15 protein-coding genes and 1 pseudogene are annotated in these 17,425 nt (G+C 63.0%); 9 read left to right on the top strand and 7 right to left on the bottom strand.

The features are described 5' to 3' along the window. Positions 1-47 precede the first annotated feature (47 nt). Positions 48-485, top strand: coding sequence for a PaaI family thioesterase (locus AC1DT6_RS32285; protein ID WP_441630244.1), 438 nt, complete (start codon positions 48-50; stop codon positions 483-485). A 38-nt stretch (positions 486-523) separates the two neighbouring features. Next, the gene (locus AC1DT6_RS32290; RefSeq protein ID WP_477115237.1) at positions 524-910 is read left to right on the top strand and encodes a VOC family protein; all 387 of its coding nucleotides are present in this window, start codon (positions 524-526) and stop codon (positions 908-910) included. Between the two features lie 51 nt (positions 911-961). Here the strand turns inward: AC1DT6_RS32290 and AC1DT6_RS32295 are convergent, their stop codons facing one another. Then, positions 962-1,915, bottom strand: a complete 954-nt coding sequence (locus AC1DT6_RS32295; protein WP_477115238.1) for a LysR family transcriptional regulator — start codon at positions 1,913-1,915, stop codon at positions 962-964. A gap of 254 nt (positions 1,916-2,169) precedes the next feature. On the opposite strand from AC1DT6_RS32295, the gene AC1DT6_RS32300 reads away from it, so the two are divergent. Continuing rightward, positions 2,170-3,291 (top strand): M20 aminoacylase family protein, encoded by a 1,122-nt coding sequence (locus AC1DT6_RS32300; RefSeq protein WP_477115247.1) that lies wholly within the window; start codon positions 2,170-2,172, stop codon positions 3,289-3,291. Positions 3,292-3,355: 64 nt separating this feature from the next. Next, complete coding sequence (locus tag AC1DT6_RS32305) at positions 3,356-4,675, top strand: MFS transporter (RefSeq protein WP_477115239.1); 1,320 nt, start codon at positions 3,356-3,358, stop codon at positions 4,673-4,675. 63 nt (positions 4,676-4,738) lie between these two features. Here the strand turns inward: AC1DT6_RS32305 and AC1DT6_RS32310 are convergent, their stop codons facing one another. The 6 genes from AC1DT6_RS32310 to rpmH all read right to left on the bottom strand — a co-directional run bounded on the left by AC1DT6_RS32310 (position 4,739) and on the right by rpmH (position 8,236). Further along, a complete protein-coding gene (locus AC1DT6_RS32310; protein ID WP_477115240.1) occupies positions 4,739-5,074 on the bottom strand; it encodes a type II toxin-antitoxin system RelE/ParE family toxin in 336 nt (111 codons plus the stop codon). Then, complete coding sequence (locus tag AC1DT6_RS32315) at positions 5,071-5,307, bottom strand: type II toxin-antitoxin system ParD family antitoxin (RefSeq protein WP_441630234.1); 237 nt, start codon at positions 5,305-5,307, stop codon at positions 5,071-5,073. The genes AC1DT6_RS32310 and AC1DT6_RS32315 overlap by 4 nt, the downstream gene beginning before the upstream one ends. Before the next feature lie 220 nt (positions 5,308-5,527). Beyond that, positions 5,528-7,198, bottom strand: a complete 1,671-nt coding sequence (yidC, locus tag AC1DT6_RS32320; RefSeq protein ID WP_477115241.1) for a membrane protein insertase YidC — start codon at positions 7,196-7,198, stop codon at positions 5,528-5,530. Between the two features lie 22 nt (positions 7,199-7,220). Next, positions 7,221-7,508 carry a membrane protein insertion efficiency factor YidD gene (gene yidD / locus AC1DT6_RS32325; protein ID WP_441630230.1) on the bottom strand — a complete coding sequence of 96 codons (288 nt, stop codon included), beginning with the start codon at positions 7,506-7,508 and terminating at the stop codon, positions 7,221-7,223. A gap of 13 nt (positions 7,509-7,521) precedes the next feature. Further along, positions 7,522-7,983, bottom strand: coding sequence for a ribonuclease P protein component (gene rnpA / locus AC1DT6_RS32330; RefSeq protein ID WP_477115242.1), 462 nt, complete (start codon positions 7,981-7,983; stop codon positions 7,522-7,524). Positions 7,984-8,101: 118 nt separating this feature from the next. Beyond that, positions 8,102-8,236 carry a 50S ribosomal protein L34 gene (gene rpmH, locus AC1DT6_RS32335; protein WP_017229861.1) on the bottom strand — a complete coding sequence of 45 codons (135 nt, stop codon included), beginning with the start codon at positions 8,234-8,236 and terminating at the stop codon, positions 8,102-8,104. A gap of 1,009 nt (positions 8,237-9,245) precedes the next feature. On the opposite strand from rpmH, the gene dnaA reads away from it, so the two are divergent. The 5 genes and pseudogenes from dnaA to AC1DT6_RS32360 all read left to right on the top strand — a co-directional run bounded on the left by dnaA (position 9,246) and on the right by AC1DT6_RS32360 (position 16,967). Continuing rightward, a complete protein-coding gene (dnaA, locus tag AC1DT6_RS32340) occupies positions 9,246-10,982 on the top strand; it encodes a chromosomal replication initiator protein DnaA (protein WP_477115243.1) in 1,737 nt (578 codons plus the stop codon). 423 nt (positions 10,983-11,405) lie between these two features. Then, entirely contained in the window at positions 11,406-12,530 is a 1,125-nt protein-coding gene (gene dnaN, locus AC1DT6_RS32345) for a DNA polymerase III subunit beta (protein ID WP_174424425.1), read from the top strand. A 227-nt stretch (positions 12,531-12,757) separates the two neighbouring features. Beyond that, positions 12,758-14,760 (top strand): annotated as a pseudogene (locus AC1DT6_RS32350) (DNA gyrase subunit B); the annotation flags it as partial. Positions 14,761-14,835: 75 nt separating this feature from the next. Then, positions 14,836-15,555 (top strand): hypothetical protein, encoded by a 720-nt coding sequence (locus tag AC1DT6_RS32355; protein ID WP_441630218.1) that lies wholly within the window; start codon positions 14,836-14,838, stop codon positions 15,553-15,555. A 95-nt stretch (positions 15,556-15,650) separates the two neighbouring features. After that, positions 15,651-16,967 carry a hypothetical protein gene (locus AC1DT6_RS32360; protein ID WP_477115244.1) on the top strand — a complete coding sequence of 439 codons (1,317 nt, stop codon included), beginning with the start codon at positions 15,651-15,653 and terminating at the stop codon, positions 16,965-16,967. Positions 16,968-17,425 lie beyond the last annotated feature (458 nt).

The raw sequence follows: 17,425 nt of genomic DNA on the forward strand, positions 1-17,425 counted from the left end.
CCCCGAGCTTGCCGTACCCGGCCACCGCCCAGTGCGAGGAGAAGCGCATGTCCACCGAACAAGAGCGTCTTTTGCTGCGGGACACCATCGAGGCCGGCTTTCGCCAGGCTGCTTTTGTCACCGACATCGGCATACACCTGGTGGATTGCGGGCCGGGCTGGTGCGAGAGCGAGTTGCTGGTCACGCCGCGCCACCTGCAGCACGGCGGCGTCGTGCATGCCGGCGTGCAGGCGACCATGGCTGACCATACCGCCGGCGCGGCCGCCACCACCATGCTCGACACCGGGCGTCATGTGGTGACGGCCGAGTTCAAGATCAACCTGCTCCGGGCCGCCCGCAGCGAGCGCCTGACCTGCCGCGCGGACGTGCTGAAATCCGGACGCGCCATCATCGTGGTCGAAGCCGATGTCTTCGCCAGCGTGCACGGCGAGGCGGTGCTGGTCAGCCGTTTCAACGCCACCATGAGCGTGCTCGACCTGGCCTGATTCAGAAAACCAACCCAAAACCAGAGAGAAGCGACAGGATGATCGATCACACAGGCGTCGTAGTTAGCGACTTCGCCAGGAGCCGGGCCTTCTACACCGCAGCGCTGGGTTCGCTCGGCTTCATCAAGAATATGGAGTTTCCCGCCAGCGTGACCGGCCATGCGGATGTCGCCGGCTTCGGCCCGGCCGACAAGCCCGAGTTCTGGATCAGCAACGGCACGCCCAACCAGCCGCCGCTGCACATCGCCTTTCGCGCGAACACGCGTGCGGAGGTGGATGCCTATTACAAGGCGGCGCTGGCGGCCGGCGGACGCGACAATGGCGCACCGGGCTTGCGGCCGCACTATCACCCGAACTACTACGGGGCGTTCGTGCTGGATCCGGACGGTCACAATATCGAGGCGGTTTGCCACGCGCCTGAGTGAGCCCGGGAGAGCCTGCATGTGCCTGCATGTGCCTGCGTGAGGGGCCGGCGCTCAGAACAACAATTTGAGCAAATCGAACAACTCGCGATCCGGCGGCGCGGCGGAACGGGCGCGCCGCCGGATCACTGCCAGCAGGCAATCCACGAAGCACTGCGCGGCCGCGCCGCGCATCGCGCTGCGGCGCGCGATGATGCCGAGCTGGCTGGTTTCGAAGCGTTCCGCTACCGGCACCGCCTGCACCCAGCCGCGCAGCGCTTCGGTGACCATCAGCGGGCGCGGGCAATAGGTGATCATGCCCGCATGCCGCACCATTTCCAGCAGCAGCGAGGTCGAATGGGCGCAATGCAGATGGCGCGGCTCGATGTCGGCGCCGTGCTGCCAGAACAGGTTCTGCATCATGGCGGGATAGCTGGCGGGTGTGTAGTTCACCACCCAGTCCTGGTCGAGCAATTGATGCAGCGCGGTCTTGCCGGCGCAGGGATGGCCGCGGCTGGCCACGACGCAGGAGTCATAGGCAAGCAGTAGCTCGCAGTCGAACTCCTGTCCGGACATGGCCGGCGTGAACGGCCCCACGACAAAATCGAGCAGGCCCTCGCGCAAGCGCGGCAACGCCACTGCGGTCAAGCCTTCGAACACCTCAAGCTGCACTCCCGGCATGCGCTCGCGAAAATGCAGCATCGCCTCCGACAGGAAGGTCAGCATGACCCAGGGCGTGACCCCGATCGACAGCCGGCCGCCCACCTCGCCGCGCAGTTCCGCCAGTTCCGCATTGGCGCGCTCGAGCTGGCCGACTACCAGGCGCGCGTGGCCCAGCAGTCTTTGCCCCGTCTCCGTGAAGCCAACGCCACCCGCGGTGCGCAGCAGCAGCGGCAATCGCTGTTCCGCCTCCAGCTCGCGCAACGCCTTGGTCACGGCCGCCTGGGAAAGGGCCAGCAGGCGTGCGGCGGCACGGATGCTGCCGGCGTCGGCAACGGCAACCAGGGCTTGTAGTTGATGCAGTTTCACAGGTGGGGGAATCGGGTGGACCGGCGTGGACTGGAGGCGGGCTGCGCTCTAGCGACAACCAACGGTTGTCAGGATAACAAGATTGCGGCTTCCCGCGACGGGTGGACGCTGCCTATGATCGGTTCCCTGTCCCACGGGGGCGCCGCCAGCATGGCGTCAGCCGCCCGGTACCCACAAGGAGACCTGTCATGCCGCAAGCCCCCGTATCCGCAACGTCCCCGGTTTTGCCCGGCATCCGCGCCATCGAAGCCGAGATGGTCGCGTTGCGTCACCGCATCCACGCGCATCCCGAACTCGGCTTCGAGGAATTCGTCACCAGCGACCTGGTGGCGGAATGCCTGCAGGCCTGGGGCTACGCGGTGCATCGCGGCCTGGGCGGCACCGGCGTGGTCGGCACGCTGCGCCACGGCGAAGGCCGCGCGCTTGGCTTGCGCGCCGACATGGATGCGCTGCCGATCCAGGAAGCCACCGGCCTGCCTTACGCCAGCAAGCTCGACGGCAAGATGCACGCCTGCGGGCACGACGGCCATACCGCCACGCTGCTCGCCGCCGCCAGGTACCTGGCCGAGCACAAGCCCTTCAAAGGCACGCTGCACCTGATCTTCCAGCCCGCCGAGGAAGGCATGGGCGGCGCCCGCGAAATGCTCAACGACGGCCTGTTCGAGCGCTTTCCGTGCGATGCCGTGTTCGCCTTGCACAACATGCCGGGCCATCCGGTCGGCAAGTTCGGCTTCCTGCCCGGCCCTTTCATGGCCTCGTCCGATACCGTCACCATCCGCGTGAACGGACGCGGCGGCCACGGCGCGGTGCCGCACAAGGCCATCGATCCGGTGGTGGTCTGCGCCTCCATGGTGATGGCGCTGCAGAGCGTGGTGGCCCGCAACGTGAACCCGCTCGACATGGCCATCGTCACGGTCGGCGCCATCCAGGCGGGCAAGGCGCCTAACGTGATCCCCGACAGCGCCGAGATGCGCCTGTCCGTGCGTGCCCTCAAGGCCGAGGTGCGCGACCTGCTCCAGACCCGCATCACCGCGCTGGCCCACGCCCAGGCCGAGAGCTTCGGCGCGCGCGCCGAAGTCGATTACGACACCCGCTACCCGGTGCTGGTCAACCACTCCGCCGAGACGGAACTGGCCCGCGAGGTGGCGCGCGAATGGCTGGGCGAGGAAGGGCTGATCGACAACATGGTCCCGCTCACCGGCAGCGAGGACTTCGCCTTCCTGCTGGAGCAGCGCCCGGGCTGCTACCTGATCATCGGCAACGGCGATGGCGAGGGCGGCTGCATGGTGCACAACCCCGGCTACGACTTCAACGACGCCTGCCTGCCGCTCGGCGCGACCTACTGGGTCAAGCTGGCCGAACGCTTCCTGGCCTGAGCCCCACCGCGCACGGGCATGACCGGGCGGATGCCCGGCAATAACGATTCAAGGAGACCTGACCATGTCCACCACCGCCGCACCGGCGCAGCCGCTTGCCGCCGCGCCCGCATTGCCGGCGCCCACGCGCCGCGCTATCGCCGCCATCACCATCGGCAACGGGCTCGAGTTCTACGATTTCACCGTTTACAGCTTCTTTGCCGTGATGATCGGACGGCTGTATTTTCCGGTGGAAGGCGCGCTTGGGCAGCTGATGCTGTCGCTGGCCACCTTCGGCGTGGGCTTTGTGGCGCGGCCTCTGGGCGGCGTGCTGATCGGGCTGTACGCCGACCGCGTCGGCCGCAAGCCAGCCATGACCCTGACGCTGTGGATGATGGGGCTGGGCTCGGCGCTGTTTGTGGTGGCGCCCACCTATGCGCAGGCGGGCCTGTTCGCGCCGGCGCTGATCGTGCTGGCGCGGCTGGTGCAAGGCTTTGCCATCGGCGGCGAGATGGGCGCGTCCACTGCCCTGTTGATGGAATACGCCGACGACAACTCGCGCGGCTACTTCGGTAGCTGGCAATTGTTCAGCCAGGGCGTGAGCGTGTTGCTGGGCTCGCTGGTTGGCCTGCTGCTGACGAATACGTTGGCGCCCGCAGCGCTGGAAAGCTGGGGCTGGCGCCTGCCCTTCCTGCTTGGCATCCTGGTGATCCCGGTTGGCCTCTACATCCGGCGGCATCTGGACGAGACAGCCGATCCCGCAACCGTGGGCGCCCACGGCACCGCCGGCGAGCGCGCGGGCCTGGCCGAAGTATTCGTCGGCCATGGCCGCGCGGTGATGGCCGGGGTGCTGATCACCATCGGCGGCACCTCCGCCACCTACATCGTGCTGCACTACATGACGAGCTACGCCGTGACCGTGCTGAAGATGCCGCTGTCGCTCGGCATGGGCGCCGGCTGCCTGGCAGCGCTGGTGCAGGTGTCGCTGTCCGCCTGTGCCGGCCGCCTGTCGGACCGCGTGGGGCGCAAGCCGGCCATCCTGTGGTCGCGCCTGGCGATGCTGCTGCTGATCTATCCGGCCTTCCTGCTGATCAATGCGCACCCCACGCTGGAGGTGCTGCTGCTCGCGGTGGCCGTGCTGGCGCTGACGCTGGTCTTCAATGTGGTGCCTTCGGTCGTACTGCTGACGGAGTTGTTTCCCCGCAGGATTCGCGCTACCGGCCTGTCGGTGGTCTACTGCATCGGCGTGCTGGTGTTCGGCGGGTTTGCGCAGTTCCTGGCAACGTGGCTGATCGACCTGACCGGCAGCCGCAACGCGCCGGCTTTATATGTGATCGGCTGCGGCATTGTCTCGCTGGTGGGTCTGGCGATGGTGCGGGAAACGGCGGGCAAGCGGCTGGATTGACGAGACGGTCCGACGGTCGCGACGGTCACTTACGTCTTGCGCCTGGCCGTGCCTGCGAAAGCGTCAACGGGGAACCTCGTCGCTGTCACGCAGCCAGGCGGGGATGTCTCGCATGCCGTGCAGGACGCGCCAGACATCGATGTGGTCATCGCGCTCAACGTAGAACACGATGTGCGGGTAGCGCGCCAGAGGCCAGGTGCGTAGGCCCGGAAGATCAAGCTCGTGTACGTAGCGGGGCGAGCCGGCGGCCGGATGCTTGCCAATGTGCACGTAGGCCTGCTCCAGCGCGTCAATGGAGCCAAGTGCTGCCTGCTCGGCGTCTTCATTCAGATAGTAGCTGACCGCTTCCTCGACATCACGCCTGGCAAGCGCTCTTGGGATGACAGGTTTGGCCCTCATTCCCGCGCGTTGCGCACCCGCGCTCGCAGGGCGTCGAAGTAGTCGCTATCGGCCGGCGCCGTCGGCGCCGAATCGGCACCCGCCAATAACAGGCCGCGAAGGTGCTGGCGATCCTGATCCTTGCGGATCAGCTCGCGCACGTACTCGCTACTGGTGCCGTAGCCGCGCCGGTTGACTTGCTCGTCGACAAAGGCCTTGAGCGTTTCGGGCAGGGAAATATTCATGGTGCTCATGGTTTCATGCTAGCGAGTTTGGCAAAATTTGGCAAACCTTCTGCATGGAGCCTTGCTGCCAAGGCAACACCACCTGACAAAGCACCCCTCGGAAAAGCAAAATCCCCCGCAAGCCGATACCTGCGGGGGATTCCAGTCAGGCCGCCATTGATGCTTCGGGCGGCCCCTTTGGTGCACGTGCCGGGCCGGCGGGTTTGCCACCCGCGGCCCGGTTTCAACTTCAGCTCTTAACCGCCACGGCAGCCTTCGCCTTGCTCTTGCCGAGCATCCGGTTGATCTGCCATTGCTGGGCGATCGACAGGACGTTGTTCACAACCCAGTACAGCACCAGGCCGGCCGGGAAGAAGAAGAACATGAACGAGAACACCAGCGGCATGATCATCATGACCTTGGCCTGCACCGGGTCCGGCGGGGTCGGGTTCAGCTTGGTCTGCACGAACATCGATACCGCCATCATCACCGGCAGGATGTAGAACGGATCCGGTACCGACAGGTCATGGATCCAGCCCAGCCACGGCGCGCCGCGCATTTCCACCGACGACAGCAGCACCCAGTACAGCGCGATGAACACCGGGATCTGGATCACGATGGGCAGGCAGCCGCCGAGCGGGTTGACCTTCTCGGTGCGGTACAGCGCCATCATCTCCTGGTTCATCTTCTGCGGATCGCCCTTCAGGCGTTCACGCATCGCGGTCATGCGGGGCTGCAGGTCCTTCATCTTGCCCATGGACTTGTAGCTGGCCGCCGACAGCGGGAAGAACACCAGCTTGATCAGCACCGTCAGCGCGATGATCGACCAGCCCCAGTTGTTCAGGAAGCCGTGCAGCTTTTCCAGCAGCCAGAACAGCGGTTTGGCCAGGATGGTCAGCCAGCCATAGTCCTTCACCAGTTCCAGGCCCGGGGTGATCTTCTCGAGCATGCGCTCTTCCTGCGGGCCGGCGAACAGGCGCGCATCGGTGGTCACCGTGGCACCCGGGGCGATCGCGCCCAGCGGCTGCTGCACGCCCACGCGGAACAGGTTGTTGTCGATCTTCTCGACGTAGAAGCTGTGCTCCTTGCCGGCTTGCGGGATCCAGGCCGAGGCAAAGTAATGCTGCACCATCGCAACCCAGCCGCTCGAACCCGCCGCGGGGACCGAAGCCTTGCCCTTGGCGATGTCGTCGAAGTTGATCTTGTGATACTTGTCCGTATCGGTGTAGATCGCCGGGCCGGTGAAGGTGCTGTAGAACTGCGATTGCTCGACCTTGCTGCCGTCGCGCGTCAGTTCCATGTACAGCGTCGGCGAGACCGGCTTGCCGCTGTCGTTGGTCACGGCAAATTGCGTGTCGACAACGTAGCTGCCCTTATGGAAGGTATAGGTCTTGGCCAGCTTGACCCCGTCCTTCTCCGCCGTCAGCGTCACCGCCACCTTGTCCGAGCCGGCCAGGTCGCGCGGACCGGCCGAAGCGGTGAAGATGGTGGTGTGGTTGGGCAGGTCGCCACCGATCAGGCCGGAACGGGCCATGTAGGTACGGGTCTGGTCGCGCTCGAACAGCACGACGGGCTGGCCGTCCTTCTCATGGTGGTTCAACAGTTCCAGGCGCGTGAGGATGCCGCCGGCGGTGTCGATCTGGGCACGCATCACGTCGGTGCTCACCACGATCTTCTCGCCGCCCGGCTGGGCCGCGGCTGCCGGTGCGGTCACCGGGGCGCCTGCGGCGGTGCCGGCCGTCGCATTGGCCTTGGGCACGTCGCCTTGCGGAGCGGAAGCGCCGCCGGCGGTTGCCGGAGCCTGCTGCGTCGCGCTCGGGAAGAACATCGACTGGTGACCGTTGGCGCGCTGCCAGTTGTCGTAGAGCAGCACGAGGGCCATCGAGAAGATGACCCAGAGTATGGTGCGTTTGATATCCATGTCTCGCTGTGGTCGGAGGAAATCAGGGGCGGGGTAGCCGGATCGTGACTGGCGGGTGGCCAGCCGCGGCGGAAGCCCGGTCTTGCTTGGTTGCCGATGCCGGTGGCACCGGATCATACCCGCCATCCGTGAACGGATGACAGCGGCACAGCCGGCAAGCGGCCATCCAGCTGCCGCGACCGGCGCCGTGGCACAGGATCGCTTCGCGGGCGTAATCGGAACAGGTAGGCAGGAAGCGGCACTGCGAGCCAAAAAACGGGCTCAGGGCGATCTTGTAGATACGCAGCAGGGCAAGCAGGATTCGCTTCATGGCAGCGGGCTGGTCAGGCTGGAGCGCCCGAGGGCGGGACTTCAGTGGGCGCAGCCTCGGCGGACTTCGGCGGCGACACCCCGGAAGGGGCAGCAGGGCGCGGGGCAAGCGGACGGACCGCTACCTCGAACAAGCCGGTCAGCTCCGCCAGGCACGCCCGGCGTATGGCGCTGCGGCTGGCAAATTCCGCACGCGGAAACTTTGCCTGCAGGCGCAGCAACACATCGCGGCCCGCGAGTTGGTCCTGCCGAAGGCGGAACAGTTCCCGCACCATGCGCTTCACCAGGTTGCGCTCGGCGGCACGCGCCGCGAACTTCTTGCCGACGACGACACCCAGGCRGGCTTGCGGCAGGTTGTTCTCGCCCACATACAGCACGAAATGCTGGCTGCGGCGGCGCGGGCGCAAAGCAAAAACGGATGAAAACTCATCCGTCTTTGTGAGCCTCGCGGCTTTAGGGTAGGCAAAAGTAGACACGCTGGGCGAAGCTAGCGAAAAAGCTGTGCTTGGCGGCAGGCTACCGGCCGTCCAAAAGGCGAGGCGGTTGGCCAGGGCGGCGCAAACTGCAGCGCCACCGTGGCCGGTCGCCAGGCCCTTAGACTGCCAGGCGCTTGCGGCCCTTGGCGCGACGCGCGTTGATGACGGAACGGCCGCCGCGGGTCTTCATGCGCACGCGGAAACCATGGGTACGCTTGCGGCGGGTAACGGAAGGTTGGTATGTACGTTTCATGTTGCACTCTCTGGTTGATCTGGGCTCGCCCGGCTTCCGGCGTTAAGCCGGGCGCCGCCGCGTATGGTTCGCATGGGGCTGCCGCGGTTTGCGGTGTTGCCGACTGCTGTGGTGATCTTGCTGCCGGCCGTGTGTCTCGCGCATCGAAGGCACCGACGAATCGGACATCGACACTCGCGAAGCAGGTGTGGGAGGGAATCTCGCCGGACCGGATCTCATCAACCCATCCGCTCCGACCCCGTCAGCCTGCTCGGCCCGCTGCCTGTTCCGGCCAATCCAGCCATTTCCGGCACGCTTCAGCTTAGTGAAAAGCTGAGGTAACGCGCCAGTCTCGCACGGAACAGGTCAGACCCGGCGATGCGCATACGTGATCCCCTGCGGCATCGCAGAACCCGCCATTTAACTGAGTTTCGCGCGGTGTGTCAAGACTACGGATGGTTTAGAGACTTGTGCGGCACCCCTGCCTGAAAAACACGCAACAGCCTGTTGTATTTCATTGTCCACAATCGCCAGTGGGTAAGTTTTTTTATTGCGGGGGTTGCACCCAGGGTTGGCGGGGGTGAGTGAAGTCCCTGTTTTGTCAGGCTTTTCCTGCGTTTTACCTACCCGGAAACCCGCACCAGAACTGGGGTTGTGCACAACAATTCACTGCTTTTTCACAACTTATCCACAGACTTATCCTTTGTGGATAACTTGGGGCGGGGGGTACAATCCGGGTCCAAACACCACACGGGCTGCGTGGCGCAAGCGCAACCCGGGCACTACTCCTGGCATGCCGGACAACGGACGCGCAACGGACGGCGGCGGTTACGCCACCTGTCTCGTCAGCGGATCCCGCTTGTCGCGTCGATCACCAGGGAGCCCGGGCTGCGGGGTCATTTGCGGATCGCTTTTGCGGTCGCTTTTCGGGGTTTACGGACTGCCGGCAGGGATGCCACATCGATCCTTGCCTGTTGTCCATTTGACCGGACTGACCATGTACCCGTGGCGAAAACCGAACAACAAAACAATGCAAGATTTCTGGCAGGCAGCAGCCGCGCAACTCGAGCGCGAACTGACGCCGCAACAGTTCAAGACCTGGATCAAGCCGTTGGCGCCTGTCGGCTTCGACGAGGAAGCGCACGCGCTGCGGATCGCCGCGCCCAACCGCTTCAAGCTCGACTGGGTAAAAAGCCAGTTCTCCGGGCGCATCACCGCGCTCGCCTGCGAATACTGGGAAGCCAACGTCAGCGTTCACTTCGTCCTGGATCCCGCCGCGTCGGGCCGGGCGGCTGCCGGCTATCCGCAGCAAGGGCAGCCCGGCATGGCGCCGGCGCACGCCGGCCCCGGCTATCCGTCCGGCCAGCCGCTGTCGCAGAATTTCGGCCAGCCCGGCATGCAGCCGGGCCAGGGGGCGCCTGGCTACGGCCCCATGAACCAGGCCGGCGCGCAGCCGCAAGGCGGCCCGCGCGGCGGGCAAGCGCCCTACCCCGGCAACTATCCCGGCAATGCTGGCCAGGGCAAAATGGGCGGCATGGGTGGCGAGCTCGTCGATATTGACGTGCCGCAACTGGACCCGGCCGAGGCCAGCGCCCGCTCCTACCGCGTGCAGCCTTCGCAGCAGCCCATGCAGGGCGGCCACCCCGGTCAGCAGGGCGGCCATCAAGGGCACCAGGGGCACCAGGGACATCAGGGCCACCCCGGCAACCAGCCAGGCGGCCAGCAGCAGAACGACTCGGTGCACGAGCGCTCGCGCCTGAACCACATCCTGACCTTCGACAACTTCGTCACCGGTAAGGCCAACCAGCTCGCGCGCGCCGCCGCCATCCAGGTGGCCAACAATCCCGGCAAGTCCTACAACCCGCTCTATCTATATGGCGGCGTAGGCCTGGGCAAGACCCACTTGATCCACGCCATCGGCAACTTCATGTTGCTGGAGAACCCGCGCGCCCGCATCCGCTACATCCACGCCGAGCAATACGTCTCCGATGTGGTGAAGGCGTACCAGCGAAAAGCCTTCGACGAGTTCAAGCGCTACTACCACTCGCTCGACCTGCTRCTGATCGACGATATTCAGTTCTTCTCCGGCAAGAACCGCACGCAGGAAGAGTTCTTCTACGCCTTCGAGGCCCTGATCGCCAACCGGGCGCAGGTGATCATCACCAGCGATACCTACCCCAAGGAAATCAGCGGCATCGACGATCGCCTGATCTCGCGCTTCGACTCCGGCCTCACGGTCGCCATCGAGCCGCCCGAGCTGGAAATGCGCGTAGCGATCCTGATGAAAAAAGCCGCCGCCGAGAACGTCAGCGTGCCCGAGGAAGTCGCCTTCTTCGTCGCCAAGCATTTGCGATCGAACGTGCGCGAGCTGGAAGGCGCGCTGCGCAAGATCCTGGCCTTCTCCAATTTCCACGGCAAGGACATCACCATCGATGTCACCCGTGAAGCGCTGAAGGACCTGCTGACGGTGCAGAACCGCCAGATCTCTGTCGAGAACATCCAGAAGACCTGCGCGGATTTCTACAACATCAAGGTCGCGGACATGTACAGCAAGAAGCGGCCCGCCAATATCGCGCGGCCCCGCCAGATTGCCATGTACCTGGCCAAGGAACTCACGCAGAAAAGCCTGCCGGAAATCGGCGAGCTGTTCGGCGGACGCGATCACACCACCGTGCTGCACGCGGTGCGCAAGATCGCCGATGAGCGCAGCAAGGACGCGCAGCTCAACCACGAGCTGCACGTGCTGGAACAGACGCTCAAGGGGTAACCCCGAGCGTGAAATCGCAGTGAATCAGCATTTAGCAGACCCGTCACGCGGGGCTGGCATACTGTAGGGTACGCGCCGGGCATGGCCCGGCGCATGAATCAATCGGAAGCATCGCCGGGGCATTGCCGGAACATTGCCATGAAAACGGCCTGGGCTAAGGCTTTGCGGTGAGTCGGGACGAGCGGCGGAGGGGGTGGCCGGCGACAAAAGTCGCCAGCCGCCGAAGAAGTCTTCAATTGTGTTGTTTGGTGCACAATTAACCCTCCGGTCGCGCTTCTCCCGCTTCACCGCAGCGGCTTATCCTTGGTACAATGGCGAATTAACTTGTTGATTCCAAAGTAATTTTGGTAATGCATACGAGTTAGTGCAAGTCGTCAATACGCACCCGCGGTCGCTTACTACAAACGACGAAGGATAAATTCAATGCAATTGGTCAAAACCTCGCGAGACAATCTGCTGCGTCCGCTGCAAATCGTGAGCGGCATCGTGGAGCGCCGCCACACACTCCCGATCCTGGCCAACCTGCTGATTCGCAAGTCCGGGTCCAACGTATCCTTCCTCTCGACCGACATCGAGATCCAGATCACCACGCACGCCGAATGTGGTGTGGGCAGCGACACCGTGGCCACCACCGTGGCCGCCCGCAAGCTGCTCGACATCCTGCGCGCCATGCCCGACGGCGAAGTCGCCCTGTCGCTCAACGACAAGCGCATGACCGTGCAGTCCGGCAAGAGCCGCTTCGCGCTGCAGACCCTGGCCGCCGAGGAATTCCCCACGGTAGCCGAAGCCAGCGAATTCGGCGCATCCGTCAGCCTGCCGCAAAAGACCTTCAAGCACCTGCTCGCCATGGTCCACTTCGCCATGGCCCAGCAAGACATCCGCTACTACCTCAACGGCATGCTGCTGGTGGTGGACGGCAAGAAGGTCATGGCAGTCGCCACCGACGGCCACCGCCTGGCCTACTGCGGCGTGGAGCTGGACACCGAAGCCACAAGCGGCGAAGGCGCCCCGTCGCGCCAGGAAGTGATCATCCCGCGCAAGACCATCCTCGAGCTGCAACGCTTGCTGGAAGACAACGACGATCCCGTGCAAGTGCAACTGGCCGCCAACCAGGTCAAGTTCACCTTCGCCAATATCGAGCTGATCTCCAAGCTGGTCGAAGGCAAGTTCCCGGACTTCCAGCGCGTGATCCCCAAGGGCTACAAGAACGCCTTCGCCATCGATCGCGTCAAGCTGCAGCAAGCCCTGCAACGCACCGCCATCCTGACCACCGACAAGTTCAAGGGCGTGCGCTGCATCCTGGATACGCACGTGCTCAAGATCAGCTCCACCAACGCGGACCAGGAAGAAGCGCAGGAAGAACTCGAACTTGATTATTCGGGCGATGCCCTCGATATCGGTTTTAACGTGACCTATTTGCTGGACGTGCTCGCCAACCTCAAGAGCGAGCAAGTCCAGGTCAGCCTCGGCGACTCCAATTCGAGCGCGCTGATCACCGTGCCGGAAGACGACAACTTCAAGTACGTCGTCATGCCGATGCGCATTTGATGAGCCGGTAACAAGGACCACAAGATACGCAAAACCGGAGCATCTAACGGCACACCACGGCTTGCGCAGCCGCCCCAGGGGCCCCGCGCAAGACCCGCCGCACCAGGGGCCGGATCGTCGAGATCCGCCCCTTTTGCCGTTTTTATGTAACCCGCTATGCGGCCCGATCCGGGCGCGCCCATCCGGGCGTGACGAGAGATCGCCGCATTCGCCGTGAGTAAGAGAACATGACCGAAGAGCAACAACCGCAATCGCAACCGCAACAGCAAGACAGCTACGGCGCAGGCTCGATCCAGATCCTGGAAGGCCTGGAGGCGGTGCGCAAGCGTCCGGGCATGTACATCGGCGACACGTCCGACGGCACCGGCCTGCACCACCTCGTATTTGAAGTGCTGGACAACTCCATCGACGAAGCCCTGGCCGGCTGGTGCACGGAAATCACCGTCACCATCCACAGCGACAACTCGATCTCCATCACCGACAACGGCCGCGGCATTCCCCCGCTCGTCAAGTTCGACGACAAGCACGAACCCAAGCGCAGCGCGGCAGAAATCGCCATGACCGAGCTGCACGCCGGCGGCAAGTTCAACCAGAACAGCTACAAGGTSTCSGGCGGCCTGCACGGCGTGGGCGTGWSCTGCGTGAACGCCCTCTCCAAGTGGCTGCGCCTGACCGTGCGCCGCGACGGCCAGGCCCACCTGCTCGAGTTCGCCCAAGGCGCCGTGCAGAACCGCCTGGTGGAAACCGTGACCGGCCCCGACGGCGTGCCCGTGGAAGTTTCGCCGATGAAGATCCTCGGCCCCACCGACAAGCGCGGCACCGAAGTCCACTTCCTCGCCGACGAAGAAATCTTCACCAACGTCGAGTTCCACTACGAGATCCTGGCCAAGCGCATCCGCGAGCTCTCGTTCCTGAACAACGGCGTGCACATCCGCCTGGCCGACCAGCGCACCGGCAAGGAAGAAGACTTCGCCTTCTCCGGCGGCGTCAAAGGCTTCGTTGAATACATCAACCGCGGCAAGAGCACCCTGCACCCCAACATCTTCTACGCCAACACCGAAAAAGACGGTATCGCCGTAGAAGTGTCCATGCAGTGGAACGACGGCTACAACGAACAAGTCCTCTGCTTCACCAACAACATCCCGCAACGTGACGGCGGCACCCACCTCACCGGGTTGCGCGCCGCCATGACGCGCGTGATGAACAAGTACATCGAAGAAAACGAGATCGCCAAAAAGGCCAAGGTAGAAACCACCGGCGACGACATGCGCGAAGGCCTCGCCTGCGTGCTCTCCGTCAAGGTGCCCGAGCCCAAGTTCAGCTCGCAGACCAAGGACAAGCTCGTCTCCTCCGAAGTGCGCCTGCCCGTGGAAGAACTCGTCGCCAAGGCCCTCGGCGACTTCCTGCTGGAAACCCCGGTAGACGCCAAGATCATCTGCGGCAAGATCGTAGACGCCGCCCGCGCCCGCGAAGCCGCCCGCAAGGCCCGCGAAATGACCCGCCGCAAAGGCGTGCTCGACGGCATGGGCCTGCCCGGCAAGCTCGCCGACTGCCAGGAAAAAGACCCCGCCCAGTCCGAACTCTTCCTGGTGGAGGGTGACTCCGCAGGCGGCTCCGCCAAGCAAGGCCGCGATCGTAAGTTCCAGGCCATCCTGCCGCTCAAGGGCAAGATCCTGAACGTGGAACGCGCCCGCTTCGACAAAATGCTCTCCAGCCAGGAAGTGCTCACGCTGATTACGGCGCTAGGCACCGGCATCGGCAAGGACGACTACAACCTCGACAAGCTGCGCTACCACCGCATCATCATCATGACCGACGCGGACGTGGACGGCTCCCACATCCGCACGCTGCTGCTCACGTTCTTCTACCGCCAGATGCCCGACATCATCGAGCGCGGCCACGTGTATATCGCCCAGCCGCCGCTGTACAAGATCCGCCGCTGTACAAGATCAAGCACGGCAAGGAAGAGCGCTATATCAAGGACGACAAYGAGCTCAACGCCTACCTGCTGCGCCTGGCCATGGAAAAGGCGGCCCTGGTCAACCCCGACGGCAGCGAAGTCGCCGGCGACGCCCTGACCGAGCTGGCCCGCCAGTACCAGCTGGCCGAAGCCGTGATCGGCCGCCTGGCCCGCATCGTGGACAGCGACGCCCTGCGCGCCATTGCCGACGGCATCGAGCTGGACCTGGACAGCGCCGCCGCCGCGCTTTACGATGCGCGTGCGTTGCGAGTCGGCTGGCYTGCTTATATGGACAAGAAAGAGGCGTTAAGGTGCTAATGAGCCTTCGCTGCTCGTGATTTCACTATGGAGAACCAATTGTCATCGATAAATCATTGTGATTCGATTCGTGATTTGGATGCCATGATGAAGGCAGATCCGAGAAGCTCTAGCTTCATTCAAGTCAATGATCTCGGCCAATCCAGGCGACGCACGGCAGAAGATCACTTGGCGGAGATTTTGCCGTTTGTTCTTGGAGTCGCAGTGCCGGAAGAAGTACGAGTAAATTTTGAGACAGCTAGGAATCTTTATGTTTATGCCTGGTTTGTGTACCGTTTTCACGCGGTCGCGGAGCAGTATGCCTTGGGGACACTTGAGTTCGCGCTGCGTGCGCGATTAGAGGCAAAAGCTGACGCCTCCATGAGCCCCGGTAAGCTCAAAGTGAGCGGACTGAGTAATCTATTGCGAGAGGCAAGGCAACTCGGACTGCTTGAGAGCAGTAAGCTGCAGCTCCGCACGCGATGGGCGCATGCTCGAGCGCGGAGCCGAACTGAGCTTGAGCAGATCGAGGAGATGAATCGGCTTGGTCTTACGATGATGCAGGTGGACAACTCTGGAGTGCGGCCGACAGAGGAGGATCTACAAGTCGACTGGCTCAGTGTTTTCATTGACGGCTTACCGGCTGTCCGCAACGAGTATGCACATGGCTCAAAAATGCTTCATCCGACCGTACTGCACACGTTCGAGATTATATGTGAATTGATCAACCAGCTTTTCCCGACGCAAGCAGATAGTGATTCGCCGTAGCGGTTCAGCACAATCTGTTCTCCTCTCAATTGTGCAAGTACCGCCAACAACATCGGCCTGAACGACAACGAGCACAAAATGAAGGGAGCTCACAGATGAGCGTAAATGATTCCGAGGCACGACTTGCGAAGTTGTCACGACAGGCGTTCCTGTCAATGTGGGCTTATCAGAACCCGTTCTACGACGAAGGCAAGGAGCTGTGTGATGTGCTCGTCGTCTTTGGCGATGACGTGATCATCATGTCGGACAAGGTGATCAGTTATAGTGAAGAAAAAGACGCAAGAACAGCGTGGAATCGCTGGTACCGGAAAGCAGTGTTAGCCAGCGTGGCACAACTTCGGGGTGCCTTGAAAACGATCAAGAAGTCGCCCGAGACGATTCATTTGGATGCACGTATCTCGTCGCCCTTTCCTCTGAAGTTTCCCGACGCGGGCCGCGCTCGTTACCACCTAATAGCGGTCGCCCATGGAAGTGAACGGGAGTGCGTCCGGCAGTTCGGAGTTCCCAGTCTCGGCGTGGATTCACGTCTGACGGACAGTGGGGTGCTGCTCACAGTCGGCGTGCATTTCCCTGAGTTCGTGCATGTGATCAATCGAACTACTCTTGACGCGCTGTTCGAGTGTTTTGACACCACGGCAGACTTGGTCAAGTATCTGACCGCGAAGGAGACCCTGTTCGCTCGGGGGCATGTACGGCTTAAGGGTGAAGAGGATTTGATCGGCGCGTATATGCGCAAGCGACGTCCTGACGGAGCCACACCGCTCGGTGCGTTGTGCGACGTTTCGGAAGACGGTGTGCGCAGCGTCCCGACCGGCGTGTGGTCCTCGCTGCGCGCCGACCAGAATTTTCTGCGGCGCAAGGAGTTGCTTGCTCCTTCATACTTGATTGATGAGGTCATTGAGCAGTTGGCGTCCGAGTATTTTGCTGGAAGAGTGCTCGCAGGACAGGATGAAGCGCTGGCTTATCACGCTGCAGCGTTTCAGGTCTTGGCAGCGGAGCCAAGAATGGCGCGGATGCTGATCGGTTTGGCTGTCGCTCACGTGCTGCAGGAACATCCATCAACGTTCTGGAGCACATTGGTGGAATCGGCAGATCAACCTGGCGTGCTCTATCTGTGGTTGATCTATCCTGAGGTGGAAGGTGAGGTCTCCGATGAAGAGCTGGAGGCCACTGTCGGGTACGAACTGGAGAAGTACATCCTTGTCGCCATGGGCAAGTTCCCTGAGTCGTACACGGTGTTCGCGGCCGCTATTCCAAACGCGCAAAGCGCTCGGACCTCAAGGGCGTTTCGCATGGCGGCGAGAAACGTCTGGACGCCGGAGATGCAGAAGAAGGCGGAATCGTTGGAACAGAGGGAGGGGATTCTTAGTAACATCGAGTCAACCACCCGAGCTGTAATTCGCGTCATCTAGGATGGCGAACTTCGGCGGCACCTTTTCTGGAGTCGAAGCTAGCGGCCGACCAACAGCTCCGGTTCGTGCTCGCGATCTTCGTGCGATGGCAGCCAATGACGATCAGTGCATTGATGCACTCATGGGCTCAGGTCCGAAATTGGCAACTAAAGACTCCTATCGGAGCCATATACCAGTCTCGCCGTTTGATTTCGATCCCACGGATGACCGTTCACCGAACACCGGACGTTCGCGCAGACGTGCGCCAAGGAACGATACTAGCCGAAAAGGGCCGACGACGCGAATCACGCCGGCAACCACTTTCACCCCTGTTAGCGGCGGTGTAAAACCGCGCATAAATGGCGGCGCAAGGTTGAGTGAATTGCTCAACAATAAAGGGGCCACGCGGGCCCCATTATTTGTGATGCGCGACAGACGTCAGAATGCGGCGTCGCCTGACTCGCGGCTCTGGTTGGGGG

It is taken from the genome of Cupriavidus sp. 01L45 (assembly GCF_056399885.1).